Here is a 26,146-nt window from a genome sequence, read left to right as displayed (position 1 = left end):
TCTGAATGGTCTGCCGGCTGGGTATTATACCAGACGGGTGAGGGGGCTCGCGTGGCAATCATAGTGGAACAATGTTTCTGTGCTCGCATACTTGGGTGATGAAAGGAGGGGATGTGATGAGGACCATGGCTGTTGGAAGCGGTGATACATCTAAAAACGCTATACTATCGAGCCGGATATAACTCGTGTACGGGGGAAACAGGGAAAACCTTGCCGAGCAGTATGAAACGGCTGAGTATCTTCGCTGTAGTGCGAGTGCGTCTTACATCCACGATTACCGAAAAGACAACGATAATAGCGTTGTCGGTAGATGGAAGACTCATCGGGTCGTATGGCATCTTCTTGGCGCAAGCGAGATATGGTAGCATAGCCGTGAATGGCCCCTCGTACCTCATCGCTGTTTGTACAAGTGGTTGTTGCCAAACATCAAGGAGTCACCCATGCGCGCCGTCTACTACGAAGCGTTTGGTCAGATGCCGTGGATTGCCAACGTGCCCGATCCGACACCGTCACCTGATGGCGTGGTGCTTGCAGTGCGCGCCACCGGTCTCTGCCGCAGCGATTGGCACGGCTGGATGGGCCACGATCCCGATATTACGCTGCCGCACGTACCGGGACACGAGCTGGCCGGCGAAGTGGTCGCGGTCGGCAAGCGTGTCACCCGCTGGCGGGTTGGCGATCGGGTGACGGTACCCTTTGTCTGCGCGTGTGGGGTTTGCCAGCAGTGTCAAGCTGGGCAACAGCAGGTGTGCGATCATCAATTTCAACCGGGCTTTACCCATTGGGGATCGTTCGCCGAATATGTTGCGCTCGACCGCGCCGATCTCAATCTAGTGCGCTTGCCGGATGACATGAGCTTTGCTACTGCGGCTAGTCTCGGTTGCCGGTTCGCGACTGCGTTTCGCGCGGTGGTTGATCTGGGCCGGGTCATTGCCGGTGAGTGGGTGGCAGTGTATGGCTGTGGTGGAGTGGGCTTGTCGGCAATCATGCTGGCAAGCGCGTTAGGCGGGCAGGTGATCGGGATCGACATCAATCCAGAGCGGTTGGAGCTGGCGCGCGCCGTGGGTGCGGCGGCAGTGGTTGACGCGATGGCCGAAGCCGATGTGGTGAACGCAGTGCGCGATCTAAGCCGCGGCGGGGTTCATCTATCGATTGATGCCCTCGGCAGCCCGACCACCTGTGCTAACTCGATTGCCAGCCTGCGCAAACGGGGCCGCCATGTGCAGGTAGGGCTGTTGTTGGCCGCGCAACGCATGCCGCCGTTGCCAATGGATATTGTCGTGGCCCGCGAGCTGGTGATCATGGGCAGCCACGGGATGCAAGCCCATCGCTACGACGCCATGCTCGATCTCATCCAGTCGGGCAAGGTGCAGCCCCAGCGATTGATTGGACGCCCGATCCGGCTGGATGAAGCGCCGGCGGCGCTGGTCGATCTCGACAGCTTTCGCGGATCAGGCGTAACGGTGATCACCGAGTTTTGAGTTTACGGCAACCGGCCCACGGCGCGCAAGACCTCGCGCGCGCCGCGTAGCCGGTATCCCAACGCAAGGGCGCGACTGATGTCGAGTGTGCAGTTGCGCGGGCGTGGAGTGGGGCTTTCGGCGCTGAACGCGCCGGCAATGCGGTCTGGATCAAGGCCATACGCTTGGGCGAGTAGCCGGCCCCACTCGTAGCGGCTGAGCGCCTCGGTGCCAGCCAGATGGATCACCCCGCGATAATCACTCTGCGCCAGATCGAGCAGCGCCGCCGCCAGATCATCAACGAACACGGGGCAACGCAGCTCGTCGTAGAAGAGTTTCTCCCTCCGTTCACCACGCGCTACCGCCAGCGCAAAGGCACTGTGGCGGTCAAGCGGATCGAAGCCGTAGATCAGCGAGGTGCGCACAATGGCCGCCGCCGGATAGATCGACTGCACCAGCGCTTCGGCCCGCGCTTTGGCCCGGCCATAATCGGTGATCGGGTTGGGCGGATCGGCTTCGGTGTATGCGCCTGTCTTTTCGCCATCAAAAATAACGTCGCTCGACATGTGGATCAGGCGAGCGTCGGTTTGCGCTGCGGCGGCGGCGACGTAGCCGGGTCCTTCACCGGTGATCGCCATCAAGTCTGGTTCGTATTGGCGGAAAGCGGTGTGGATGATGGCAACGGGTTGTACGGCAGTGATCAAGCCGGTCACCGTCGCGGGATCGCGCAGATCGAGCGGTTGCCAGACCACGCCGGGTTGGGATGGCGGGGTTTGGTTGTGAAAGGTGGCGACCACCGGGATGCCGCGCGTGCGGGCATGGCGGATGAGTGCGCTGCCGAGATAGCCAGTGCCGCCGGTAATGAGGTAGGTGTTGTTCATAGCGATTCATTGCTGGGGCCGCACGCTGTGCGGCTGTACTGCCGGGGCGCCGCATAGCCGGGGTCGCACGCTGGGGGACACACAGCCGGGTGTCCCACGAATTAGGTTAATGCGGCGAGGGCGGCTTGGGCTGCGGCTTTTTTAGCCTCTTTTTTGCTGGGGCCGCTACCGATATATTCTTGCCCTTCGACCAACACAGCCATCACATATTCGCGCCGGTGTTCGGGGCCACGCGCTTCGATCAAGCGATAGGCAGGCAAACTCTTATGGCGGGCCTGCACCAGCTCTTGCAAGGCGGTGGTTGGGTCGGTCACAGTCTGGCGGATGTTATCGATCCGCGCGCGCAAGAAGGGCACAATGAACGTATTCGCCGTTTCCAGCCCCTGATCGAGATAGATCGCGCCGATCAGCGCCTCGAACAGATCGGCCAGCAAGTTTGGACGCCGTCGCCCAACCGGATTATCTTCACCCCGTGAGAGATAGGCATATTGGCCGAGATTGAGCTGGGCAGCGCACTCGGCCAGCCCTTTGGTGCTAACCAGCGCCGCCCGCCAATGGGTCAGTGTCGCCTCATCCTGATCGGGAAACGTGGTAAACAACCACGTCGTGGTGACAAAATGCAGCACCGAATCGCCAAGAAACTCCAGCCGTTCGTTATCGGTCAGTTCGCGCAGCAGATGCGGCTGCTCGTTGAAGAGCGAACGGTGGGTAAGCGCCGTCTGTAACAGCTTGCGATCGCGAAAGGTGAGGCCAAGCTCTCGTTCGAGTGCTGCTAGCCGGTCGGCCATCGTGATTATCCGTGATACTTGCGGAAGGCAAGGCAGACATTGTGCCCGCCAAAGCCAAACGAGTTACTCAGCGCCACCTCAATCGTCGCCGGCCGCGGCTGGTTGGGCACATAGTCGAGATCGCAGTTAGGATCGGGCTGCTGCAAATTGATCGTCGCCGGCAAGATGTTGTGTTGCATCGCCAGCACCGTCACCACCGCCTCGATCGCGCCGGCGGCGCCGAGCAGATGGCCAAACTGCGACTTGCTGGCGCTCACCGGGGGCGACTGCTCGCGCCCGCCGAAGACCTGCTTGATCGCAGCGGTCTCCACCGGATCGCCGGCGGGGGTGGAAGTGGCGTGGGCATTGATATAATCAACCTCGCTGGGAGCAATGCCACCCCGCTGTAGCGCGAGCCGGATAGCGCGGGCCACCCCCTCGCCGTCTTCGGCCAAGTTCGAGATATGGTAAGCGTCGGAAGTGGCGCCGTAACCCACTACTTCAGCCAGAATGCGCGCGCCGCGAGCGCGGGCAAACTCAAGGTCTTCGAGAATGAGCACCGCCGCGCCTTCGCCCATTACAAACCCGTCGCGTTCGGCGTCGAAGGGTCGTGAAGCGTGCGTGTAGTCGTCGTTGCGGGTCGAAAGAGCGCGCATCGCGTTAAAGCCGGCTACTCCGATCGGGGTAATGCTGGCTTCGCTGCCACCGACGATCATCGCCTTGGCCCACCCGCGCCGGATCGTCTCGGCGGCCTCGCCCAATGCGTGGGCCGAGCTGGCGCAGGCCGAGGTGACGCAGTAGCTTGGCCCACGCGCACCGGTGACGATCGAGACTTGCCCGGCGGCGAGGTTGGTGATCATGGCGGGGATGAGGAAGGGGCTGATGCGGCCCGGCCCACGGCTGCGCAATACTTCTAACTGTTCCGAGAGCGTAGCGATGCCGCCGATGCCGCTAGCGATAAAGACGCCGATCTCATCGCGGTTAGCGGGGGTAATGTCCAATTCGGCGTCGCGCAGCGCCTCTCTGGTAGCGGCCACGGCAAACTGGACAAAGCGGTCAGTGCGGCGCGCCTCTTTCCGATCCATGTAGTTGGTTGGATCGAAGCCTTTGACTTCGGCGGCAAACCGGGTATCAAAACCGGCGGGATCAAACAGCGTGATCGGGCCGACACCGCTGCGCGCTGTAACAATCCCTTGCCAGAGTTCGGCTACGCTGAGACCTAGTGGGCTAATCGCCCCCATACCGGTCACTACCACCCGTCGCTCCATGGCCGCTCCTCGTTACGAATGTTTATCAAAAACGATCATACCGGCGCGCATTATATCACGTCGCGCCGGTATGGTGGTAATGGGCGCACAGCCGTGTGGCTCTGCCGCCGTTCGTTACGCAACAACCTCGTTGCGCAAGACGCCGATTCCGTCAATTTCGGCCTCCATCACGTCACCGGCTTGCAACCACCGCTGCGGGGTCATACCCATGCCGACGCCGGCGGGGGTGCCGGTGGCGATAATATCACCCGGTTCGAGGGTGATGCCGCGACTGAAGGTGGCGATACAGGTGGGAATGTCGAAGATCATATCGCGCGTCATCGAGTTCTGCACTAGCTCGCCGTTGAGGCGCAGGCGAATGCCGAGCGCATGCGGGTCAGGGATTTCATCAGCGGTGACGATCCACGGTCCCATCGGTGCGCTGCCGTCGAGGCTCTTACTGTAGAAGAACTGGTGGTGACGCGACTGCAAATCGCGCGCGCTGACATCATTCAAAATGGTATAGCCGAACACATAATCATACGCCTCACTCGCCGGAATATCGCGCCCGCGCCGCCCGATAATCACAGCCAGCTCAACCTCCCAGTCACGCTGCGATGACACATCGGCCAGTAGTGGCACCGGTGCATTTGGGTGGTTTACCGCCGTCGGCATTTTGCTAAAGAACACCGGATGCTGGGGCAGCTTTTCCGGCAAGCCTTTCGCCCTCAGCGACTCAATCGCGTGGGCGGCGTAATTCATGCCAAGGCAAATGATATTCTTGCGCGGACGTGGGATTGGGGCGCGTAATTCCACCGCTGCTAGCGCCGGGCCACCGGCAGCCGTCTCGACCACTTTCCGCGCCTCGGCCAGCAACTCTGGCCCGCCCTCGATCAACTCCAGCATTGACACCGCCACTGGCGAGAGATCGATCACCTCGTCGCCGCGCAGCGCTCCTACCCGCTCAACCCCTTCGTACCGGTAGGTCAACAGCTTCATAGCTCCTCCAACATTGGACACTGCTTCCTGTGCGCGCTATTGTACCGCAGCCGGGGCGGGGGGATTGTAACCGTAGCGGACGCAGAGATCGCAGCGGGTCAGATGCTGCCTACGTCCTCGTCGTGACAGCAGTTGCTAGCTGTTAGATAATCAACTGAAAGACACCCAATCGAAGGCCGCTTATGGTGTCATCACTGTCAGCGGCACTGGGGTAAAGACAAGGATGAAGGTCAGGATGCCCAAATATGCCAACCAGCGCCATGGCCCCTCAAGCGGCGAGATCTCGTTGCGCAGCGGGCTGCGTTGTTGCCCAATGAGGGCAATCATCACTGCCCAGATAAACCATCCTGACCACAAAAATCCAAGGCCGAGTAGTGCGACTGCGACCACCATACTCATAATCCGGGCCGCGCGCGGGCCGAACAAGGCGAAAAAGATATGGCCGCCGTCGAGTTGGCCGGCTGGCAGTAGATTGAGACCGGTGACCAACAGGCCGGCCCAGCCGGCCAACGCCATTGGGTGGAGGTAAACATCCTCGCCACCGCTAGGCAAAAAACGTCCGAAGATCAAAATCTTGATCGCAGCGTAAAGCAGGGAATTCCCCTCAGTAAAGCTGCCCGGCAAGGGCACGACCTGCTTCACTTCCGAAATGCTCAGGCCAATCATCAGCACCGGAATCGCCACCACCAACCCGGCCAACGGCCCGGCAATCCCGATGGCTAACAGCGCCCGCCGGTTCGGCACCAGATCCTTGATCGCAATAAACGCGCCCATCGTACCGAGCAAGAAGAAGGGCATCGGAATAAAGAAGGGATAGCTCACCGCTACCCGTTCGCGGCGGGCGACAAAGAAGTGACCTAATTCGTGCGCGAGCAAGATCGCGAGCAGCGAGCCGCTGAAACTGAGCGCATGGCCCCAATTGAAGACTAGCTGACCGGTGCTTTCGATGTACTCTTGCCCGCCGACCAGCATAGTTGAGATGATGGTCAGCACAAAGAGCAGCACGGCCAGCCATAAGCGCGAGGGCGGCGCTTTGGGTGGAGTAGGAATGAATAGGATTGCAGCTCCTGCCGGATCGTGTTGGAACAGCGGCGTGTAACCGAGCGCCTGCGCCCGCGCCACAATCGTGTCGTGAGCCGCTTGCGCCTCGAGCAGCAGTTGGCCGCGACAGCGAACCGCCCGCTGATCGCCATTGACCAATTCTTCGCTCGTGCTCACCAGCATGACTTCAGCGGCTAACATCCGGAGGGTAGTGGCGGTATCGAAGTCGAACATAGCAGTAGTGTCCTTTGCAACGGTGACGTCGTGATTCATCATACCACAGGCGGGTAGATTGATATTGATTGGGTAAGAGGGCGTTACACCAAGCCGCCAAGCGAGCAACGACGCCGAGACCTGAAACGCCAAGGCGCAAAGGGCGTGCAGGGGCGCGAAGCGGCTTGAACGGATGCTTATCCGATACGCCCTCGGTGTCCTCGACGGTAGTAACCGGTTGCCCCCGGCCCACCCTCAGCGGGGCTAGGGGTGGGGGCAGACACCAAGTCGCCAAGTGAGTAACGGCGCAGAGGGGGTAAGGATGAGCAGCATCCTTGAGGTCTCGATCGCGAGCGATGTGTTATTCTGAAGGGTATGGTTGATTATATTATCCTAATTTATGGTCTAATCTTCGTGATATTTTTGCGAAAACGGGCAAACAACGCATAGTTTATACATGTAGGCCATTAACGCCTTTGTGTCTTTTCGTAGCGACTCAAAAGCATTGCATAAATCGCTTGAAGAGAGGGAACTATGCCCGTTATTGCCGATGTGTTGCGCCGTGATCCGAACACCGGTACCGCCAACCTGCTCGCCTTTGCCGAATGGCTGGCTCAACCCACCACACCGTGCGTCTTGATCGACATCCAACTTTTGCAACCACCTTCAGCGGCCACCTTGCGCTGGTTGGCGCTACTGTTGCGTGAAGAGCTGGCCGGTACGCTATACCAGCCCGGCAACACGCAGTTTGTGATGGTCGCGCCACCTGACGAACCGGCGGCGAAGCCGGCCCAGCTCGATCGGCTACAGAAGCTGTTTGAACGGCAGGCGCAACGGCTCAATCTCGCGACAATCCCGCTCATCCGGCGGCACGAGATCCCTGCCGGCAGCGATCCGGCGACCATTGTGCGCCAACTCACTGCCGATTTTGCCGATCAAGATGCGTTGCTCAACCGGCTGATCATGCAACTGGCCGCCTTGGGAGCTACGCTCAACAACCAAGCGCAATTCGATCTCGATCCGGTCACCGGTTTGCTTAACAGTGTCGCCGCTCGTCGCCAGCTAGTCGAGATGATGAATAACGCGCTGGTCCAAAGCCATGCCTGTAGCATCTTGCTAATCAACGGCGACGATCTGCGCCGCTACAATGAGCTGAGCTATGTCGCCGGCGATCAGATGATCCACGATCTAGCGACCACCCTGCGCGAACAGTTACGACCTAGCGATCTGTTAGCGCGCTGGGATGTTGGTGATCAATTTCTGGTCGTGCTGCCGCAAACCGGCGTTAGCGGCGCAGCGGCGCTGGCCGAACGGCTGCGCCAGCGGGTGAGCGAGCGCTCGCAGCTCTGGCCGTTTCCGGTCACGATTTCGATTGGGGTGGCCTCGATACCCCAACATGGCCGCGATGTCGATACAGTGCTGCGGCTTGCAACCGCTGCGCTGGCACAGGCCAAGACAAACGGCAAGAACCGGGTAGTGGTGGGGCGGGTGGAATGAGTGAGGGTGAGGGTGGCGGTGGGATGCCATTTCTCTGTTGACCATGGTACAATATGACACCGGCACTCGTCCTCGTACCACCCGGCAGGTGTCTATGGCAATGATATTTTATCGTGATATGGAATTAATCTGTCGCAGTTGCGGCGCGACCTTTATTTTCACCGCCGGCGAGCAGGAGTTCTACGCCGATAAGGGCTTTCTCAACGAGCCGACGCGCTGCCCCAAGTGCCGTAATCGCCGTGAGGCGCAGGCGGCGCGCCGTCGCCCCGACCCGCACCCAGAAGACGATAACGACGAGTGATCGCTTGGCGTTGGCAACAGGTTGGCGCATGGGTGGCGCTGGTATTGGCGGCGGTGGCTGCGGTTCTGATTGCCTTGCGCCCTGACCCCTACGATGCGTTGCGCCGGGCCGATAAAGCCTTTGCCGCCGGGAAGTACCGCGCTGCCCTTTCTGCGTATTCCACACTAACTGAAACGCTAAGCGACGCCGCTCTGCGTCGCGGCATTGTCCTCATCGTGCGCGGCGAGGTTGATCCGGCCCGCCGTTCGCTGATTGCAGCTATCAAAGCCGGGTTGCGCCCCCGCGACTACCAGCTTGCGGTGCTCTACCTTGGTCGTGTAGCAGCAATGGAAGGTGACATCGCCGCTGCGCGCCAGACATGGCAGTCGTTGACACGCTGCGATCCTGATCGCTGCGTGCAACGTGATCTGTTGCTGGCCGATGATGATCTGCGCAATGGGCGGATCGAGGAGGCATTGGCGACGTATCGTGTTATCGCGCTTGATGCGCTGCCCGCTGATTGGGCCAGCTTCGTGATTGGCCAGCGGGCCATCTTGGCGGCGCTGGTCAACTCTGCCGCAACCCCTGACCTCACCGTACCGGCGACTCCTTTCCCGCCCGATCCTTTCGCCCATCCGCTCTTGCCGTCTGCCCCCGATCCGGCCACCCTTGCGGCTGTCTTCGCCGCTGAACCGGCGGCGCGCCCGCAGTTGCTCGGCCAACTGGCCCTTGATCTTGGCTACGACCGGCTGGCGCTGGCTTTTTTGGCACAGGTTGATCCCGCCGGGCCGCACGGCTTGGCGGCGGCGATCTACCGCGCCTATGCCCATCTGCGGTTGGGTGATCGGCAGCAAGGGGTTGAGCAACTTGAGCAACTGGCTGCTGCGTACCCTGCTGACCCGCGCATTGGCCCGTTACTGGCGCTGGCCTACCTCAACAGTGGCGATCTGGAAGCGGCTGGCGAGCGGTTGCGCCGGTTGCGTGATTCCGGTCATAGCGGGCCGGCGTTGGCACTGGCGGAGGCCGGATTAGCCCTTGCTCACCGTGATTTTGTCGCCGCTGCCGATGCTTACGAACAGGCGGTGATTGCTGCCCCTATTGCCGAACGTGCTCGGTACGCGCTATTGGCTGCTCGGTTTCATCTCGACAGCGGTTTTGAGCGTTGTACCAGCGGCTTGCAAGCGGCGCAGGCGGCGGCCAATGTGTTGCCCAACGATCCTGAAGCGTTGACGGTGCTGGCCGGTACGCGCTACTACTGCGGCGATGCCGCCGGCGCGCAGGTTGCCGCTGCTGCTGCGCTGGAAGCCGGCGCCGATGTGGAAGCCCGTTTTTACTACGGTCTCGCCCTTAGTGCCAGTGGTGATCTGACCAATGGCCGGGCCGCGCTTGAGCTGGTCGCCGATCAAGCGCCGGCGAGCGTGTGGCGGCGACGAGCTGAGACGGCGCTTGAGCTGCTTGGGGGTAAACGCAACGGTGCTAGTGGATTCATTCGTCGCCTGTCTCGATTTGACGTTCTTTTCGCCAGTGCGCCCTCGCTGTTTCTTGGGTAGTTCTCTCTGCTACGCTTCCCGTTAGCTTTACGCTTCTTCTCATCCTCACCCCTATCGATCCCAGTTACGCTAGGTTGGTTGTATGACAAGTCGCCAAACCATCGTTGTTAGGATGGTAGTGGTTGCTTGGTGGTATGCAGGATTGGGGGAAAGTCAGGCAAGGAATGGCCTGAAGAGAGAGTGAGTTTTTTCTTGACACGAGAGCAAATCCTGCTATAATATGACCACTTAGTCATATGACCTTCTGGTCATACCGATCCTTCTCCTGCACTGTACATGTCCACAGTGAGGCAATGAGATAAACAGGAAGAAACCATGATTCACGTCGAGAACCTCATCTTTACCTATGCCGGCACAACTGAACCTGCTATCAAAGGTATTAGCTTCAACGTTGACGCTGGTGAAATCTTTGGCTTCCTCGGCCCGAGTGGAGCAGGCAAATCAACCACACAAAAAATACTGTTTCGCCTGTTACAAGGGTTTCAGGGAACGGTGCATGTCTTTGGCCGCGACCTACGCACGTGGGGCTACGACTATTTCGAGCAGATTGGCGTAAGTTTTGAAATGCCTAATCACTACAGCAAATTGACTGCACGCGAAAATCTGCGCTACTTCGGGGCACTATATCAAGGGAAGGTGAACGATCCTGATGAATTGCTGGCGATGGTCGGCTTACGCGAGGATGCCGATACGCCAGTTGCGCAATTCTCTAAGGGGATGAAGAACCGCCTGAGCGTAGCTCGTGCGTTGGTACACAATCCAAACCTGCTGTTTTTGGATGAACCAACCTCGGGGCTAGACCCGGTCAATGCGCGTAAAATCAAAGACCTCATCAAGGCCCAGAAGGATGCAGGCAGAACGGTCTTCTTAACGACCCATGATATGCACATCGCCGATGAATTGTGCGATCGGGTTGCCTTCATCGTGGATGGCAGCATCTGCTTGATTGACTCGCCCCATGAATTGAAACTGCGCTACGGCAAAGCGGAAGTACGTGTGGAATTCAGTGTAAATGGCACCATTGCCCAGCGTGATTTCCCGCTAGCAGGTCTTGCGGATAATAGCGAGTTTTTAGTATTGCTCCGTGAAGGCAGCATTCGCACGCTGCACACGCAGGAAGCGACGCTGGAGCAAATCTTCATTCAAGTAACAGGACGGAGGCTCGAATGATGCGGCTGCTTTCTGCTGCCCGTTGGGATGTGAGGCTGCAATTCCGCAACGGTTTCTATTACGTATCGTTGTTCACGGCGGTTATCTTCGTTGTCCTGCTCAAACAGTTCGACATCACAGCCGTGAGCTATTGGTGGCCAGCCATCATTACCATCAACTTAACGGTTAATTCCTTTTATTTCATGGCAGGTCTCATTCTACTCGAAAAAGGCGAAGGTACGCTGGAGGCGCAGATCGTCACACCGCTGCGCCCATGGGAAATCCTCGGCTCGAAGGTACTAACACTTGGGCTGCTTTCATTGTTTGAGACGCTGATCATTATCGTCATTGTGCAAGGTGTGAACTTCAACTGGGTTTTTCTGGTGATGGGGGTTGTCTTGTACATCGCCATGCTTTCACTCTACGGCTTCATCATCGTTGCCCGCTACGAATCGATCAATGAATTTCTCTTGCCTTCTGCACTGTGGACGATGGGATTCTCTCTGCCATTGTTGTACTACTTCGACATCTGGCGGAGTTGGGTGATGTTTCTGCATCCGTTACAAGCAGTCGTTATCTTAATTCAGGCGGCGTTTCGGTCGGTGCCAGTGTGGCAGATTGTATATGGCATTGTTTATGCAATATTGTGGATGGGCATCATCATGTGGCTCAGTTTGCGTGCATTCCACCGCTTCGTAGTCACAAAAGAAGGGGTACGGAGAACATGAAGCTCAGTACAGTTTTTCGTTCACTTGCTCCGATTGACATTCGTAGCGTCCGTCGCGATAGCATGACTTCGTGGATGATCTTTCTTCCCATCTTGATGGCGCTAGTGATTCGTTGGGGTGTTCCGCCGATCACTGCCCGGGTAATGGAGCAGTACAACGTTGATCTCACTCAATACTATCCTGTGCTACTAGCGTATTTTTTCATTGGTATGTGTCCGATGGTGTTTGGTGCAGTAATCGGTTTTCTCCTTTTAGATGAAAAGGATGACCGTACTCTGACCGCGCTCCAAGTGACGCCGCTGCCTCTTAGTGGATATGTCCTCTATCGGGTGACAGTTCCGATCCTGCTGACCTTTGGGCTGATGTTTGTGCTCTTTCCTTTGGCCAATCTGACACCTTTCGATTTACGAACGATCCTGCTCTCGGCGATTGCTGCGGCACCTACGGCACCGATGATGGCGCTACTCTTCGGTGCTATTGCGCAAAACAAGGTGCAGGGTTTTGCGCTCCTAAAACTGATCGGTATCATCTTGATGGTTCCTATCGTTGCTTACTTTGCGCCTGCAGGCTGGGAACTATTGTTCGGCATCATTCCGACGTATTGGCCGATGAAAGTGTACTGGCTGTTGTACGCGGGCGACACGAATGTCTGGTTGTACGTTGTGGTCGCAGTCGGGTATCAGTTGCTCGTCACCAGCTTGTTTGCGCGGCGGTTCTACAAGGTGTTGCATCAATAGGGTTCTTCCGCGCCTTGGCGCTCTTTCACAATGAGATGACCATCTTTTGCTCAAGGAGCGAAGGTGGCGACATCATACCGGAGAAACTCTTATGGATACTCTTACACTCATCGCGTATCTTCTCATCCTGTACGGCGTTCTCGTGCTGTATGTTGCCTTCGCCAAACCGAAAGCGATCTGGCAGCTTGGCAAGATTCAGGGATTTGTGCAACTGCTCTCGGAAAGAGGAACCGTTATTTTCTTTAGTATCGTCGGTATTGCGGCCATTATTGGTGGTATATTGTTTTTGGTACGATAGAGACACATACAAGTAAACAGATAAACACGGTGACTGAACTCCACGTCTTCGTTGTTTATCTGTCTTATTCTTTCTTTTGCTGGGAGGATGTATGCCTAAACCTACCTTCTTCAACCTGCCTGAAGAGAAACGCGAAAAGATTATTAAGGCAGCAATTGATGAATTTGCAGAATATGGTTTGGAAAACGCCTCTATCAACCGTATTGTTGCCAATAGTGGTATTGCCAAGGGCAGCTTCTACCAATACTTTGAAGATAAACAGGACGTATTCCGATACCTGCTAACAGTGTTAGAGCACGAAAAGATGGAATACTTCAAGGATAAACACCCGGAAAGTAGGCACATGGATGCTTTCGAGTATTTTCGCTGGATGGTCAAGACCGGCATGGAGTTTAACTCAGTGTACCCGCGTTTGGTGCAGGCGATCAGCCGGGTGATGTTTAATGAAGGCTTATATTACCAAAACTTTGCTAATGTTCGCGAACGTTCGACGCAGAGTCTGCAAGCACTGATCCGCCAAGCCATCCAAAATGGCGAGGTTGACCCTAGCGTGGATGTAGACTTGGCAGTGATGATCATGGAAACGTGGAGTAATACGATTAGTTCGTATATTTTAAATGAGGGGATGAAGCAGCAGGATATAGTGCAATGGGTGCGCTCAGCAGAAACGCAGGAGAAGATTGATAAATTACTTTATGTGATGGAATATGGCTTACGCAGGACTGAGTCGGATTTTGCCAAGAACTTTCAAGAGCGGAACAGACTCTGACGTTCCGTGCTGTGCCGAATATAGTGGTCAGGTTAGCGTTTGATCGGGTGCGTTTTTGGCTACGAGAGAAACATACTGCAAAGACGATAATGGCTAGCGCAAGCAGCACGAAGACGTAAAAGGGTATAATGGTTAGCACAAGGGTGTTCAAGCGCAACTATATCCAAACCTTTGTGCCTTCGTACCTTTGTGTTGGTTATTCTTTGTGTCTTAGCAGTGATAGATACCCTATGCGAACTCGTTCGGCAACGATGCACCGTTCGCGACGCCCAACGGTGGGCGTGATCGCTGGCTGGCAATTTTACGGTACGGCGTTAACGCTGAGTTATCTCAGCCCGATTTATCACGGCATGCGCCATGCCGCCCACGAGTTGGGGTGCCATCTGCTGCTGGCATGTGGGATGGGAGCTTCCGGCCAGATTAACGATCCGCCGCGTCCGGCGTGGCCAGCGGTGGCTAATGATGCCGATTTTGTGCCGGTGGGGCCGTGGAATACCCACGGCTTGATCGTGATCAACCCCCTCCAGCATCCTGACCGCTCGCGCCTAATCCAGTCGATCCGCGCCGCTGGTCACCCGATGATCTTTGTCGGATCGGGTGAATCCGGGCCGACCATTGTCGCCGACAACGCCGGTGGTATCCTTGCCGCTCTCCGCCATCTGGTCGAGCACGGTCATCGCCAGATTGCCTTCATTGCCGGTAGTGAAACCGATCTCGACGGTGATTCGGGCGAGCGGTTGCGCGCCTTTGAGGCAGGAATGGCCCAGTTCGGCTTGGCGGTCGATCCGCGGTTGATCGTGTTTGGGCGGCACATTTTCGCCGGTGGCTACGAGGCGATGCAGCAGTTGTTAACAACCGGCCAACCCTTTACCGCGGCGCTGGCCAGCAACGACGAATCGGCGCTGGGGGCGATTGCGGCGCTGCGCGCGGCGGGCCGGCGGGTGCCGGACGATGTGGCGATGATTGGGTTCGATGACCGTCCCGAGGGCTTGCTGCACGAACCGGCCTTGACTACGGTGCAGATTCCGCTCTTCCGGCTGGGCTATCAAGCGCTTGTATTGATGGTTCACCACCTACGTGATCGCCAGCCGTTGCCAGATTTGGTGCAGGTGCCGGCCCGGTTGGTCATCCGCGAGTCGTGCGGATGTAGCCAGAGCGCGGTGTTGGCCGATGCGTTGGAAATGGCTGCCCATCACGCTGATCAACCGGACGCTGCCGATCGCTCTGCCGCGCTTGCGCGCTCGATTGGCGAGATTCTCAGTCACAAATCACGTGGTCTTACCCGTGATGAGGTGTACCGGCTGTGCCTGCGCCTTGTGACCTCCTTTACCCAAGCTGTGCAGCGTGCAGATCCGGCCCATGTGCGCGCAGTGTTGGCGCAGACGCTGAAACAAGTAGCCGCTGCCGGTGATGATACCCACGAATGGCAAATCGCCCTCTCCTTCATTCGTGATGCGCTACCAAATCTGCTTGATCCGGCGTTCCACCCTCTTGCCAAAGAACTGCTTGACGAATCGCGCGTAACGATTAGCGCCGCGATGCGCTTTCAGCATTGGCACTACCTCAATTCCCAACAACAAACTAACAACCGGTTGGGCCGGCTAACCGCGCGGTTGTTGAATGCGCTGGCGGAAAGTGATATCTACGAGATTCTGGCTCGTCATTTGCCCGAATTAAACTTGCCGCTGCTCTGGATCGGCTTTTTTGAGGCCGAGGGTGATGATCCGGTGGCGTGGTGCCGGTTGCGGGCCGTGACTGCGCCGCAACAGCCGGTGATCCGGATCCGTAGCCGCGCTTTTCCGCCGGCGCAATGGCTGCCGGCACGCCAACCCTTCCAACTCACCCTCATCCCGCTGACCGGCGCCGGTAGCGAGGCCGGTTTTGTCGCGTTTGATGCCTCGCGGCTTGATCTCTACGGCGCGATTGCCCAGCAAATCAGCGCTGCGCTCAATACGGCTCGCCTGTATCGGGCGGCGAACGAGGGCCGGCGGTTGGCCGAAGAGGCCAATCAGCTCAAGAGTCGCTTTCTTTCGATGGTCAGCCACGAGTTGCAGACCCCGCTGAACTTGATTGTTGGCATGAGCGATCTGCTCTTGCGCGAGAGCGCTGCCGGCGAGCACCAGTTGCCGGCGGCGATGCGCGCTGATCTGAAGCGGATTTACGCTAATGCCCGCCATTTGGCTCGCCTGATCAGCGATGTGCTTGATCTGGCCAACAGCGATGCCGGCCAGTTGCGCTTGGCCTGCGAAGTGGTCGATCTGGGGCAGGTGATGCGGGCGGTGGCCGAGGCCGGCCAGCAGATGGCTGCTGATAAACATCTGGCGTGGAACGACTCGATCCCCGCCGAGGGGCCGTGGGTGTGGGGTGATCGTACCCGGCTGCATCAGATCGGGCTGAACTTGGTCGTCAATGCGATCAAGTTCACCGCGCGCGGCAGCGTGAGTCTGACCGTTACCCCGGCAATCGATGCTGTCACGGTCACTGTGCGCGATACTGGTATCGGGCTGCCGCCGGAAGAGCAGATGCGTATTTTCGACGAATTCCAGCGTTCGGAACGCAGCTCGAGTCGCGGCTATGGTGGGATTGGTTTGGGGTTGGCGATTTGCAAGCGGCTGGTTGCCTTACACGGTGGTGAGATCGGGGTGCGCTCGAGCGGCATCGAAGGCGAGGGTTCAGAATTTTTCTTCCGGTTGCCGGTGATTACTGCGCCGGCCAGCAAGCGGCGGCGCAGCGTGTCGGCTATTCCGGCTTTGCCACGGGTGTTGTTGCTCGCGACGGGGCCGGACGAGCGGCTGCAACGCTATCTCGAACAGCGCGGCTTTGCTGTCGCCGCCTTCGCGATTGACGAGAGCGCGGCATGGCTGAGTGAATTGCTCAGTAAGAGCTATAGCGCCGTCGTACTCAATGCGACCCAAGGCGAACGGGCATGGTGGCAGACGATCCGGGTGCTGAAAGCGAATCCGGCCACCCGCGACCTGCCACTTTTGTGCTACGCGATGACCGAGCAGCACGGTACCGTGATGGAGTTCGACTATCTCACCAAGCCGATCGATCTGGCCGATCTCAGCCGCGCGCTCGACCAATACTGGTTGGCCGCCAGCTCAACCGAGCGCAATCCAACCATCCTTGTAGTTGATGACGATCCTGATACGCTCGACTTGCACGCTCGCCTCATTCAGTCCCACAATGCCGCCATCCATGTCAAACGCGCCCGGTCGGGCCGCGAGGCGCTTGCGATCTTGGCTCAGCAGAAGATCGCTTTAGTGCTGCTCGATCTGATGATGCCGGAAATGGATGGCTTTGCAGTGCTCGAGACCATGCGCGCGCGTAGAGAGTGGCGTGATATTCCGGTGATCGTGATTACCGGGCGCATACTGAGTGAAACGGATATGGCCCGTCTCAATCAAGGGGTGACGGCGGTGCTCGGCAAAGGCATGTTCAGCGCCAGTGAAACGCTCACCCACCTACAGGCTGCGCTCGAACGGCGGCGGCGGCTGAGTGATCAGGCGCAGATGCTGGTGCGCAAAGCGATGGCTTACATCCATAGCCATTACGACCACCCGATTACCCGGCAAGATATCGCCCATTATGTTGGTATGAGCGAAGACTACCTCACCCACTGTTTCCGGCAAGAACTCGGCGCCACGCCAGTCGAGTATCTCAACCGCTATCGCGTCTTGCAAGCGCGCCGGTTGCTGCTCGAAAGCGACAAGAGTATCACCAACATTGCGCTCGAAGTCGGCTTTTCGAGCAGCAGCTACTTTAGCCGGGTGTTTCGCAAAGAGGTTGGTCAAACGCCAGAAGAGTACCGCCGACGAGGTGGAGAGGGATAGGAGCGAGGCGTAAACCTGCTCCATAGCTATGGTCAGATATAAGAGAGAGTTTCAAACCTGCTCCTACCCTGTTACTCCAACGCCGCCAGCGCCCGCTTGACGCTGTCGGCGGGGCTGACTTTCACCTCGGCTTGCGTAATCCGGCCCTCTTCGTCGATCACAAAATGCGAGCGGATGATGCCCATGTACTTCTTGCCCATCATTGACTTCTCGCCCCACACGCCGTATGCTTCCGCGACGCTGTGCTGCTCGTCGGCGAGGAGGATGAACGGCAAGTTGTGCTTGGTCTTGAACTTGGCATGCGATTTGGTGCTGTCGGGACTGATGCCAATGACGACCGCGTTCTTCTCTTCGATCACCGGGTAGGCATCGCGAAACCCGCACGCTTGCGACGTGCAGCCGGGGGTGTCATCTTTGGGGTAGAAGTAGAGAATGACCCTCTTGCCGCGAAACTGGCTGAGCGAGACCAGCTCGCCGGCTTCGTTCGGCAGCGTAAAATCGGGTGCGCTATCGCCAACTTGTGGAGGGGTTGCCATACCTTAGGGTTCCTTAGCTCAAACGCGAATCCAGCACCTTCATGGTAGCACGAATCGGCGTATCGCTCAGCGTTCATTTTCCGCTATACTACAGCGTTGGTGACGGTGTGTGCTTGGTGAACCGGGGAGATGCGCACCTTGATGGTTGTCATTGTGAGCCGTGCAGAGCGCGGTGACGCAATCTCTCGCAACAGTGCGCGCAAGGGCTAATTGAGATGATAGCCAACGCAAACGCGCTGATGGCGTGAGCGTGTACTATTCTGGAGTGCAGCAGTTGAACCGCCGCACCCCATCCGAGCGCTTTTTGGCATCAGTGCGGGAAGTAGACTGAACCCGTTCCGGTTGCATCGAACCTATCTGGAGGCATTCCATGTCCATTGTGATTGTCGGCGGTGGCGCGATCGGGTTACTTGTGCTCTCGCGCTTGGCGCAAGCCGCCAATATCCCGCCGGTTGCGTTGCTGACCCGTCCGAACGGTGCGGCGGCGTTGCGCGCCAATCCGCTCGCTGTCAGCGGGATCGGCGCGTGTGAGTTAGCTAATCTGACGGTATCCGGCGCAGTTGCCGAGCTACCGCCGACATTTCAGTCGCCAGCGCTCGCGATCTTGTGCGTGAAGGGGTACGATACCGCAGGCGCGATTCCTGCCTTGCGCGCACTCAATCCAGCGGCAATCTTGACGTTGCAGAACGGTATTGGGAACGAAGAGACGCTCGCTGCCGCCTTCGGCGCCGACCGGATCGTCTCGGGCACGATTACCACTTCGGTTGACGTGACCGGCCCAACAACGATTACGGTCACCAAAGAGGGCGGAATTGGCTTGGCGCCAGTTGGTGCGGCGAGTGATCTGACGCTAGCCGAGACGGTACTTTCCGCAGGCGGGTTTACGGTGCGCCGTTACGCTGATTATCGGGCGATGAAGTGGTCGAAGGCGTTACTGAACATGCTAGGGAATGCCACTGCCGCCATTCTCGGCTGGCCGGTTGATCAGGTGTACGCCGACCGCCGCCTGATTGCGCTTGAACGGGCGGCCGTGCGTGAAGCGTTGGCCGTGATGCGGGCAATGAGGGTGAAACCGGTCAATTTGCCACGCTACCCGGCGGCGTTGCTCGCGTTTGGCATTCGTTGGTTGCCGCCGGCATTGCTTGACCCGATCTTGCGCCAGCGTGTTGCCGGTGGGCGTGGCGGCAAAGATCCGTCGTTGTTACGCGATCTGCGTGCCGGACGCCCACGTTCTGAGGGGGAGTTTCTCTACGGCGCGGTGGCTGCTACCGCGGCGGCGCACGGCCTTGCTGCGCCGGTCAATGCCGGGTTGTGGCGGGTGTTAGGCGGGATCGCGCGCGGTGAATTGGCGTGGGACGATTACCGCGGCCAACCCGAACGGCTGTTGGCCGCGTGCAACGTTACACCACTGGCGCATCAGCAGGATTGATCCGGCGCGCACCGGGGAAATCGACAAACCGGTACCCAACGCCGCGTTCGGTCAAAATGTACTTGGGGTTGGCCGGATCTTCTTCGATCTTTTGACGCAGATAGGTGATGTAGAGACGCAAATAATGGCTCTCGTCGCGGTATTCCGGCCCCCATACCTTGCTCAGCAGCATCTCGTGGGTCAGCACATAGCCGGCATTCTGTACCAGATGGTAGAGCAGCCGGTACTCGGTCGGGCGTAGATTAACCCGCTTACCGTCAACCAACACTTCGCGGCGAGCAAAGTCGATGCTCAGCCGGTCATCAACCTTGACCAGTGTCTGCGGGATAGGCGGCTGAGTGTAATGGCGGCGCAAAACGGCTCGGATACGACTAACTAGCTCGCGTTGACTGAAGGGTTTGCCAACATAATCATCCGCGCCGAGTTCAAGCCCGCGCACCCGATCTTCTTCTTCATCCTTTGCAGTAAGAATAATGACCGGCACCTGCGAGAAGCTGCGAATGCGACGCAGCGCCTCAAATCCGTCCATCACCGGCATCATCACGTCGAGTAGCACGATGTCGGGCATCTCTTCGCGCACCTTTTCGACCGCTTCACGGCCATTGGTGGCGGTTGTCACCCGCATCCCTTCCAGCTCTAAATTCATGCGCATGAAGGTAATCATGCGCGGCTCGTCATCAACGACGAGGACCAGTTTGTCTTTCAGTTCGCTCATAGCGCCATTGTACCACGCGCTGCCAGCTTTGCCTAGCCGGGAGGCGGGCTAGCAGCAGTACTGCTAATATGCCGCCGGCTATCAGTGCCGGACGGGGGTCTTTGCTTAGCCAGAGGTAATGGGCCACTGCCAGCGCCGCAGCCAGATAGACCAGCCGGTGCAAGCGCCGCCACCACTGCTTGAGCCGCCGTTGCCAGCCGGTAGTTGAGGTAATGGCTAACGGTACAAGTAGGAGAAATGCCAGAAAGCCAGCGATAATGTAGCGTTTTTCGATCACCGCTTGCGCAATCAGGTCAAGGTCGAGACCATAATCCAGCGCGCCAAAGATGGCAAGGTGCAGGCTAGCATAGCCAAAACTATAGAGACCGAGCGGTTTGCGCCAGCGCATCACCGGCTTCCAACCCAACCAGCGATTCAGTGGTGTACACGCCAGCGACGCCAAGAGCAGCGCCAGCGCCAACCAACCTGTGCGCTGGGTGAGGTATTGGATCGGGTTGGCTGTCAGCCGGTTACCGAGTGCATCACCAATCAGCAACGCAAGCGGTAGCAGTCCGATCAGATGAGGGACGAGGCGGATGAAATTTGCTGTCATAGATATGGATTCAGTTATCATTAAAATAGAGCGTGTTTCTCGATCTACCCTCTCTCCACCCAAGCCCCCAGCGGGGGAGGAGTCCGTGGAGATGGCATCCACCCTCCGCGTCCTCTGCATTCCCTGCGGTAAATTCCCTTTCACCACCCTCACGCGCCTGCCGAGATGGGGAAGCGGGGGCGATTGCAAAGACGCAAAGCGAGCCAAGGAGCAGAGCAGGTGAACGCAAAGACGCAAAGGACACAGATGCCGGGGCCACGCGCGCTCGGCGGTAAACCACCCTCTGCGCCCTGTGCAGTAGCAAAAGAGCGTACCGCTAATAATTCTTCCGCAAATCCATCCCCGCATACAACGCCGCTACCTGCTCGGCATAGCCATTAAACGGCAGCGTCTTACGTCGGCCCAGCTCGCCAATGCGTCGCTCAGTAGCTTGCGACCAGCGCGGGTGCGGCACATCGGGATTGACATTGGCGTAGAAGCCATATTCGTGCGGCGCAACTGCCATCCAGAGCGAGAGCGGCATCGTGTCGGTCAGTTCGATTTTGACTATCGACTTAATACTCTTGAAGCCGTACTTCCACGGCACGACCAACCGTAACGGTGCGCCGTTTTGTGGCAAGAGCGTGCGTCCGTAGAGACCGGTGCTGAGAATGGTCAAATCGTGCATTGCCTCATCGATCCGCAGCCCCTCGGCATACGGCCACGGAAAGTAGCGATCGCGCTGGCCCGGCATCTGGTCAGGATCGTAGAGTGTCTCGAAGCGCACGTATTGCGCTTGAGCAGTTGGCTCAACTAGCGCCAATAGCTTATGCAGCGAGAACCCCTGCCACGGGATGACCATCGACCAGCCTTCCACGCAGCGCAGCCGGTAAATCCGCTCTTCTTGATCGAACATCTGCAAGATGTCTTCGATGGCGAAGATGCGCGGATTGCGCACCATCCCCGTCACCTCCACCGTCCATGGTTGGGTGACAAAATTGGCGGCGCGGCGGGCGACCGCTTCTTTGTCAGTGGTGAATTCGTAGAAGTTGTTGTAGTTGGTGATCTGTTCAAAGGTGTTGGCCGGATCGCCCAGCTCGTCGCGCAGATCGGCGTTGACAACAGGAGATAGCTGGTTGTTATTCTCAGTATTAGTGGGAAGACCGCAGGCGCTAAGCGCCGCTCCTAACCCTAGCATCCCCAACCCGCGTAAGATGGCGCGCCGGTTGAGATAGACCGATTCGGGGGTGATATCCGATGAGCGAATCGTTGGATCGCGGTACATGATGGGGTCTTTCTAGGGATGACATCATTGTAGGGCCGGTAGAGACTCACGGCTACGCATCTTCATAGAGATGCAAGCCATACGTCTCTACCGGTATTATACGCCGCTTCCCTGCAACCGGATGCCCTTCATTCGTCAACCAACGCCAAAATCAACCGGCGCACCTGCCACAACCGGCGGTCAGCGCCTTCGGGTCGCACGCCGAGGTCATCGCGAATCTGGCTGATCTGCAAGCGGATAGCGTCGATAGGGCCTTTTTGTGGTTCAATACTAAGCTGATAAGCGCGATCAAGCGCGCGGCGCGCCGTCATGAGTGCGCGATCAGCTTCGCTCATATCGTTCCGTTGCAGAGCTTGCACCGCTTCGTCGAGCGTCATAGCAGCCCGTAATAACTGGGTTGCCGTGCGTAATTGCGCATTTTCGGCTTGAAGATCAAGGATTGTCAGCCGAAGCAAGCCATCGTCGAGAGGTATTGGCGGGAGGGTGGGTAGCGGTGTGGGTGGAGGTGTGGGTGGAACAGTCGGCGCCGGGGTTGCAGTTGCAAACTGCGGCGCCACCGGTTGTGGCGCTGGGAATACCCAAGCGTGGATCGCGGTAAAGAGTAGCAAGCTAGCGATAACCGTCAGCAGATGCGGTGCAAGCAGCCGAACGTATCGCTGCCAGCGCGCTGGCAGTGATAGCGGAGGTGGTGGTGGAGCATCGGCAGATGACATGACAGCGGCGTGAGGGCTACCACCGTATGGCGGGAGTAGCCCTCTGGCGAACTAAATCTCGTGCGCCAGTAAGATGGCCTGCGCAATCTCCTTCATCGACTTGCGCGTATTCATCGACAGTTGCTGGATCTTGCGGAAGGCTTCGGCCTCCTTCAGGCCTTGGGTGTCCATCAAGATGCCCTTAGCCCGTTCGACCAGCTTACGGGTTTCGAGCGTCTCTTTCAGATCGGCCACTTGCCGATCCATCTCAAGGAATTCTTGATAACGGGCAATGGCGATCTCAATTGCGGGCAACAGCTCGGCCTCGCGAAACGGCTTGACGATATAGTTCACCACGCCAGCTTCTTTCGCCCGCTCGACCAGATCGCGATCAGAGTAAGCGGTGAGGAGTAACACCGGCGCAATCTTTTCTTCAGTCAAGATGCGGGCAGCCTGAATACCATCGAGTTTCGGCATCTTGATATCCATCAAGACCAGATCGGGGCGTAGTTCGCGGGCGAGATTGATCACGCTCACGCCGTCGCCGGCCTCGCCGACCACCAGATAGCCGAGACTCACGAGCGTCTCTTTCAGATTCATGCGGATGATCGATTCGTCGTCGGCGATCACCAGTCGCGTCTGGGGCATACGCTCTCTCCTCTATCGTGATTGACAACCTGCGGCAGGCTGCATCGGTAGCGGATTGGTTTATGCGGGCAGTATAGCATTCAACCGTTCGCCGATCAACCGTCTAGCGAACGATTTTGTGCCCGCTTGACACTATACCTTATTATAACCCAAGCAGTTTCCGTAACAAATCATCATCCTCAGTGCTGGAGCGCTGGCCGAGCGTCGGATCAGCAGGCAACTCGGCATCGTCGAGCCGGTGGGTGGTGCGGGGCTGCTTGGGCGGTTCGGCGCGATGCCAGTCAGAGTCAAATTCAAACTCTGGTGCAGCCAATTCCGCTTGCCAGCGCTCACGCTCGGCTGGCGGCAAGTCGGCTGCCGTATCATCGTCCAGCGGTCCTAGCTCCATCTGCCAACGTTCACGCTCGGTTGGCGGCAGATCGTTCCAGTCTACCGGTTGATCGCTGGCCGGTTCGAGGCGCGCTGGATCATACCCGTTGCGCAACATACTTGCCGGCGCATCAAACCAAGCATCAAGCTCATGATTGGCCAGTGGATCAGGTTGGTTGGGCGGCTGGCCGGATGCAGAGTGACTCCGGTTGGCCGGACGATCATTGGCTGCCGGCCACTGATCGGTTTGGCGAACGGTCGAGCTGGTCGCTGGTTGTGATGCTACTGCGCTTAATGGTTGGGCTTGGCGGCTTGCCGTCCGGGTTGGTTGTCGCCATGCCGGCCCGCTGCGGGTTGAACGTGCTAATTTCCTCTGTTTCGTCACCCATCCCAAGAGCGAGCGGCCACCAGCCACGGCTGGTTGCTCGATCACCGTCTCTTCTGATGGCGGCGCGGGAGTTGATTGGCTCCGGCGCACAAAATTGCGCAGCCGGCCTTGCCACGTTTCCTGAGGTTTATCTACCACAAGGGAGTCGCTATGCGACGATTGTGGCGGGGTGCTGGCCGATCGATAGCTGCTGCGGCTGCTCCGCAAGCCTGCTGTGGGATGTTGCTCGCTGTAGCAATATAAGTCATACATCATATACAACAGTAACCCAACTGCCGCTAATCCCAACACGAGAATGACAGCCATTATCCATTCTGCTCCACCGCTATTGCTCTGCACCACGTCACCGCTCGTTGCCGGAGCGATTGGGGTTGCCATTATAGATGGCACCGTTGTGTTTGGTACGACGGTTGCTGGGCAGAGCACACTCGCCGCTTGCGCCCCTACTTCACGCCCCAGCAACCCCAGCCGTACCTGCCAGATTGGTTGTTCGGGCAACGGCGCAACTGGATCCAACTCAAACCGTGCCCGTTCAAAGTACTGTACCACCAGATCGCGTCCTGACAGCGGATCACGCTCGGTCAGCGCGCCACTGATGGGGTAGCCAAATACGCTCAGGCCGCCATACCGCTCGTAAAACGTGCGAAACCGTGGATGGGCGAACGCAGCGGGATCGTTCAGATCGGTGCGAGGCGTTACTGCTTGATCGGGATATACCAGCCGGAAGGCTACTGTCCCGAGATGCGAACCAAGCACCCGATTGGGCCAATCGTTGGCTGGATGTAGTTCAAGTCGCTGGCGTTCGGTATAGAGCACAGCTACTTCTTGCCGACAATCGCCGGCCAATTCGCGGCGCACCGGGCCGAGCGGCAAGCCGAGCAGAGCAATGGCTTCGATCAGATCGCGTCGTTGGTCGCTGCCGAAGGTCTGGTAAAAGCGGGCAAAATCGCCGGTAATCGGCGTTGCTGGCGCTTCGGGTAACACCAGCGACGGACAGACCTCAATCTTGCCGGTGGGGGGAAGGGGCGCAACCACCTGCAATTGGCCGGGATCACCCAACAGCGCCGATAGTTCACGGAGTGCAACCGGCAAGGGCGCCGGGCCACGGTTACCGTTGCCGGGGGTCATCGGCAAATAGCGGATGCCGGTCACACGGGCTGCGCCATCTGCGTCGCGCGTGATGCCCACATATATCAACACTGCTGGCGTTTCCGCTGCGCCAATCAGGTCGCCGGCGGAAAAGATGACCAAGCCTTCCCGATCGCCGGATCGCACCCAGTCAACCGTTGCGGTCGCACCCGGTATGCTACCGATGACCACATCCGCTCCGGCGGTGATCAAGTTGCTGGCAGCGTTGATCCGGGCTTGGGCCGGATCAGGATCGTTTGGCTGGCCCCATGCCGCCATCACCACGACCAAATCAGTCTGGCGGCGCGCCTGCTCGATAGCAGAACTGATCGCTGGCAAGACCCCGGCAGCGTCGGCCAAGAGGTTAATCTGGCCGCGCGGATCGGCATTACCGCCGAGCCCCCACGTCGCGCTGAGGAAGCCGAGCGTTAACGGTGAGGCCGGATGCGGCACCGTGACCTTCAAAAACGGTGGCGCTGTCTCGCCGCTAGGCGCAGCGCCGTGCTGGTAGATGCCGTAGCGGGCTAAGGTTTGCAAGGTGGCATCAACCCCAGCCGGCCCCCGGTCGAGCACTCGTGGATGAGCAGCACCGAGCAAGAGCAAGTTGCTCTCGGCCATCGCTGCGGCGAGTGCCGGTGCCGGGCCGCCGGCCAATGGCCCGGCCAGTGTCGCCAAGCCGAGATCGGCAGCAGCTAAAAATGGGCGCAACGGCGCGAACGACTCGGCGTAACTCGGCGTCTCGATCCCGCCGGGGATGAGGGCATCGGGCGTGATCGCGCCAGCAATTGCGATCGTATACTGCACCGAATCACCAGCGCCACACCGGTTGAGCGCCCAACGCGGCCCAGCTGGCGGCTGGGCTTGCGCGACTGGTGTAGCGATGAATACAACCACTATGGTGAAAATGAGCCACAGCCGGCTAATCATCATTGCCTC

22 protein-coding genes and 1 pseudogene are annotated in these 26,146 nt (G+C 58.4%); 11 read left to right on the top strand and 12 right to left on the bottom strand.

Translation table 11 applies throughout. The annotated features are described in order from the left end of the window. The first annotated feature begins 440 nt into the window (after positions 1–440). Complete coding sequence (locus Q1A59_RS04260; protein WP_299644020.1) at positions 441–1,481, top strand: zinc-dependent alcohol dehydrogenase family protein; 1,041 nt, start codon at positions 441–443, stop codon at positions 1,479–1,481. 2 nt (positions 1,482–1,483) lie between these two features. On the opposite strand, the gene Q1A59_RS04255 is transcribed toward Q1A59_RS04260, so the two are convergent. The 5 genes from Q1A59_RS04255 to Q1A59_RS04235 all read right to left on the bottom strand — a co-directional run bounded on the left by Q1A59_RS04255 (position 1,484) and on the right by Q1A59_RS04235 (position 6,629). Beyond that, the gene (locus Q1A59_RS04255) at positions 1,484–2,341 is read right to left on the bottom strand and encodes an SDR family oxidoreductase (RefSeq protein ID WP_298400426.1); all 858 of its coding nucleotides are present in this window, start codon (positions 2,339–2,341) and stop codon (positions 1,484–1,486) included. 101 nt (positions 2,342–2,442) lie between these two features. Beyond that, complete coding sequence (gene rnc, locus Q1A59_RS04250) at positions 2,443–3,129, bottom strand: ribonuclease III (RefSeq protein ID WP_298400423.1); 687 nt, start codon at positions 3,127–3,129, stop codon at positions 2,443–2,445. A gap of 5 nt (positions 3,130–3,134) precedes the next feature. Beyond that, positions 3,135–4,376, bottom strand: coding sequence for a beta-ketoacyl-ACP synthase II (gene fabF / locus Q1A59_RS04245; RefSeq protein ID WP_298400421.1), 1,242 nt, complete (start codon positions 4,374–4,376; stop codon positions 3,135–3,137). Positions 4,377–4,490: 114 nt separating this feature from the next. Then, on the bottom strand, positions 4,491–5,354 hold the full coding sequence (locus Q1A59_RS04240; RefSeq protein ID WP_298400418.1) for a fumarylacetoacetate hydrolase family protein: 864 nt from the start codon (positions 5,352–5,354) through the stop codon (positions 4,491–4,493). A 180-nt stretch (positions 5,355–5,534) separates the two neighbouring features. Further along, positions 5,535–6,629, bottom strand: coding sequence for a site-2 protease family protein (locus Q1A59_RS04235; RefSeq protein ID WP_298400416.1), 1,095 nt, complete (start codon positions 6,627–6,629; stop codon positions 5,535–5,537). 513 nt (positions 6,630–7,142) lie between these two features. Between Q1A59_RS04235 and Q1A59_RS04230 the strand changes: the two genes are divergently transcribed. The 9 genes and pseudogenes from Q1A59_RS04230 to Q1A59_RS04190 all read left to right on the top strand — a co-directional run bounded on the left by Q1A59_RS04230 (position 7,143) and on the right by Q1A59_RS04190 (position 17,449). Continuing rightward, the gene (locus tag Q1A59_RS04230; RefSeq protein WP_298400414.1) at positions 7,143–8,105 is read left to right on the top strand and encodes a GGDEF domain-containing protein; all 963 of its coding nucleotides are present in this window, start codon (positions 7,143–7,145) and stop codon (positions 8,103–8,105) included. A gap of 100 nt (positions 8,106–8,205) precedes the next feature. Beyond that, positions 8,206–8,352: pseudogene (locus Q1A59_RS04225) on the top strand (zinc-ribbon domain-containing protein); the annotation flags it as partial. Between the two features lie 50 nt (positions 8,353–8,402). Then, a complete protein-coding gene (locus tag Q1A59_RS04220) occupies positions 8,403–9,935 on the top strand; it encodes a tetratricopeptide repeat protein (RefSeq protein WP_298482474.1) in 1,533 nt (510 codons plus the stop codon). Positions 9,936–10,250: 315 nt separating this feature from the next. Continuing rightward, entirely contained in the window at positions 10,251–11,105 is an 855-nt protein-coding gene (locus Q1A59_RS04215) for an ABC transporter ATP-binding protein (protein WP_299644012.1), read from the top strand. Further along, on the top strand, positions 11,102–11,812 hold the full coding sequence (locus Q1A59_RS04210; RefSeq protein WP_298482472.1) for an ABC transporter permease: 711 nt from the start codon (positions 11,102–11,104) through the stop codon (positions 11,810–11,812). Before Q1A59_RS04215 ends, Q1A59_RS04210 begins: the two co-directional genes overlap by 4 nt. Next, positions 11,809–12,549, top strand: a complete 741-nt coding sequence (locus tag Q1A59_RS04205) for a hypothetical protein (RefSeq protein WP_298407491.1) — start codon at positions 11,809–11,811, stop codon at positions 12,547–12,549. The genes Q1A59_RS04210 and Q1A59_RS04205 overlap by 4 nt, the downstream gene beginning before the upstream one ends. Positions 12,550–12,640: 91 nt before the next feature. Then, the gene (locus Q1A59_RS04200) at positions 12,641–12,847 is read left to right on the top strand and encodes a hypothetical protein (protein WP_298407482.1); all 207 of its coding nucleotides are present in this window, start codon (positions 12,641–12,643) and stop codon (positions 12,845–12,847) included. A 91-nt stretch (positions 12,848–12,938) separates the two neighbouring features. After that, the gene (locus Q1A59_RS04195) at positions 12,939–13,616 is read left to right on the top strand and encodes a TetR/AcrR family transcriptional regulator (RefSeq protein WP_298407480.1); all 678 of its coding nucleotides are present in this window, start codon (positions 12,939–12,941) and stop codon (positions 13,614–13,616) included. A gap of 230 nt (positions 13,617–13,846) precedes the next feature. Beyond that, complete coding sequence (locus Q1A59_RS04190) at positions 13,847–17,449, top strand: substrate-binding domain-containing protein (protein ID WP_298490439.1); 3,603 nt, start codon at positions 13,847–13,849, stop codon at positions 17,447–17,449. Positions 17,450–17,520: 71 nt separating this feature from the next. On the opposite strand, the gene bcp is transcribed toward Q1A59_RS04190, so the two are convergent. Continuing rightward, the gene (gene bcp, locus Q1A59_RS04185) at positions 17,521–17,985 is read right to left on the bottom strand and encodes a thioredoxin-dependent thiol peroxidase (RefSeq protein WP_298407474.1); all 465 of its coding nucleotides are present in this window, start codon (positions 17,983–17,985) and stop codon (positions 17,521–17,523) included. 370 nt (positions 17,986–18,355) lie between these two features. Here bcp and Q1A59_RS04180 point away from each other — a divergent pair, with 370 nt between their 5' ends. Next, positions 18,356–19,414, top strand: coding sequence for a ketopantoate reductase family protein (locus Q1A59_RS04180; RefSeq protein WP_298407471.1), 1,059 nt, complete (start codon positions 18,356–18,358; stop codon positions 19,412–19,414). Here the strand turns inward: Q1A59_RS04180 and Q1A59_RS04175 are convergent. From Q1A59_RS04175 to Q1A59_RS04150, 6 genes are all read right to left on the bottom strand, one after another. Continuing rightward, the gene (locus Q1A59_RS04175) at positions 19,386–20,129 is read right to left on the bottom strand and encodes a response regulator transcription factor (protein WP_066790185.1); all 744 of its coding nucleotides are present in this window, start codon (positions 20,127–20,129) and stop codon (positions 19,386–19,388) included. The two genes, Q1A59_RS04180 and Q1A59_RS04175, sit on opposite strands and share 29 nt — an antisense overlap. Beyond that, positions 20,092–20,721: a sulfite oxidase heme-binding subunit YedZ gene (locus tag Q1A59_RS04170; protein ID WP_298407466.1), complete on the bottom strand. Its 630-nt coding sequence runs from the start codon at positions 20,719–20,721 to the stop codon at positions 20,092–20,094. The genes Q1A59_RS04175 and Q1A59_RS04170 overlap by 38 nt, the downstream gene beginning before the upstream one ends. 316 nt (positions 20,722–21,037) lie before the next feature. Beyond that, the gene (gene msrP / locus Q1A59_RS04165) at positions 21,038–21,985 is read right to left on the bottom strand and encodes a protein-methionine-sulfoxide reductase catalytic subunit MsrP (RefSeq protein ID WP_298407464.1); all 948 of its coding nucleotides are present in this window, start codon (positions 21,983–21,985) and stop codon (positions 21,038–21,040) included. Between the two features lie 128 nt (positions 21,986–22,113). Continuing rightward, positions 22,114–22,698: a hypothetical protein gene (locus Q1A59_RS04160; protein ID WP_298407461.1), complete on the bottom strand. Its 585-nt coding sequence runs from the start codon at positions 22,696–22,698 to the stop codon at positions 22,114–22,116. Positions 22,699–22,749: 51 nt separating this feature from the next. After that, positions 22,750–23,325: an ANTAR domain-containing response regulator gene (locus Q1A59_RS04155; RefSeq protein WP_012257866.1), complete on the bottom strand. Its 576-nt coding sequence runs from the start codon at positions 23,323–23,325 to the stop codon at positions 22,750–22,752. 142 nt (positions 23,326–23,467) lie between these two features. After that, positions 23,468–26,140, bottom strand: a complete 2,673-nt coding sequence (locus tag Q1A59_RS04150; protein ID WP_298407437.1) for a CapA family protein — start codon at positions 26,138–26,140, stop codon at positions 23,468–23,470. Positions 26,141–26,146: the final 6 nt, after the last annotated feature.

This window comes from uncultured Chloroflexus sp., from assembly GCF_937951745.1.
Classification (GTDB): Bacteria; Chloroflexota; Chloroflexia; order Chloroflexales; family Chloroflexaceae; genus Chloroflexus.
The sequence above is the reverse complement of the archived record's forward strand: the minus strand, read 5'-3'. Positions and strand labels throughout refer to the sequence as shown.

Excerpts from the sequence above, each read along its gene's own strand:
- Q1A59_RS04260 (WP_299644020.1), top strand. The coding sequence starts at position 441 with ATGCGCGCCGTCTACTACGAAGCGTTTGGTCAGATGCCGTGGATTGCC.
- Q1A59_RS04255 (WP_298400426.1), bottom strand. The coding sequence starts at position 2,341 with ATGAACAACACCTACCTCATTACCGGCGGCACTGGCTATCTCGGCAGC.
- rnc (WP_298400423.1), bottom strand. The coding sequence starts at position 3,129 with ATGGCCGACCGGCTAGCAGCACTCGAACGAGAGCTTGGCCTCACCTTT.
- fabF (WP_298400421.1), bottom strand. The coding sequence starts at position 4,376 with ATGGAGCGACGGGTGGTAGTGACCGGTATGGGGGCGATTAGCCCACTA.
- Q1A59_RS04240 (WP_298400418.1), bottom strand. The coding sequence starts at position 5,354 with ATGAAGCTGTTGACCTACCGGTACGAAGGGGTTGAGCGGGTAGGAGCG.
- Q1A59_RS04235 (WP_298400416.1), bottom strand. The coding sequence starts at position 6,629 with ATGTTCGACTTCGATACCGCCACTACCCTCCGGATGTTAGCCGCTGAA.
- Q1A59_RS04230 (WP_298400414.1), top strand. The coding sequence starts at position 7,143 with ATGCCCGTTATTGCCGATGTGTTGCGCCGTGATCCGAACACCGGTACC.
- Q1A59_RS04215 (WP_299644012.1), top strand. The coding sequence starts at position 10,251 with ATGATTCACGTCGAGAACCTCATCTTTACCTATGCCGGCACAACTGAA.
- Q1A59_RS04210 (WP_298482472.1), top strand. The coding sequence starts at position 11,102 with ATGATGCGGCTGCTTTCTGCTGCCCGTTGGGATGTGAGGCTGCAATTC.
- Q1A59_RS04205 (WP_298407491.1), top strand. The coding sequence starts at position 11,809 with ATGAAGCTCAGTACAGTTTTTCGTTCACTTGCTCCGATTGACATTCGT.
- Q1A59_RS04200 (WP_298407482.1), top strand. The coding sequence starts at position 12,641 with ATGGATACTCTTACACTCATCGCGTATCTTCTCATCCTGTACGGCGTT.
- Q1A59_RS04195 (WP_298407480.1), top strand. The coding sequence starts at position 12,939 with ATGCCTAAACCTACCTTCTTCAACCTGCCTGAAGAGAAACGCGAAAAG.
- Q1A59_RS04190 (WP_298490439.1), top strand. The coding sequence starts at position 13,847 with ATGCGAACTCGTTCGGCAACGATGCACCGTTCGCGACGCCCAACGGTG.
- bcp (WP_298407474.1), bottom strand. The coding sequence starts at position 17,985 with ATGGCAACCCCTCCACAAGTTGGCGATAGCGCACCCGATTTTACGCTG.
- Q1A59_RS04180 (WP_298407471.1), top strand. The coding sequence starts at position 18,356 with ATGTCCATTGTGATTGTCGGCGGTGGCGCGATCGGGTTACTTGTGCTC.
- Q1A59_RS04175 (WP_066790185.1), bottom strand. The coding sequence starts at position 20,129 with ATGAGCGAACTGAAAGACAAACTGGTCCTCGTCGTTGATGACGAGCCG.
- Q1A59_RS04170 (WP_298407466.1), bottom strand. The coding sequence starts at position 20,721 with ATGACAGCAAATTTCATCCGCCTCGTCCCTCATCTGATCGGACTGCTA.
- msrP (WP_298407464.1), bottom strand. The coding sequence starts at position 21,985 with ATGTACCGCGATCCAACGATTCGCTCATCGGATATCACCCCCGAATCG.
- Q1A59_RS04160 (WP_298407461.1), bottom strand. The coding sequence starts at position 22,698 with ATGTCATCTGCCGATGCTCCACCACCACCTCCGCTATCACTGCCAGCG.
- Q1A59_RS04155 (WP_012257866.1), bottom strand. The coding sequence starts at position 23,325 with ATGCCCCAGACGCGACTGGTGATCGCCGACGACGAATCGATCATCCGC.
- Q1A59_RS04150 (WP_298407437.1), bottom strand. The coding sequence starts at position 26,140 with ATGATGATTAGCCGGCTGTGGCTCATTTTCACCATAGTGGTTGTATTC.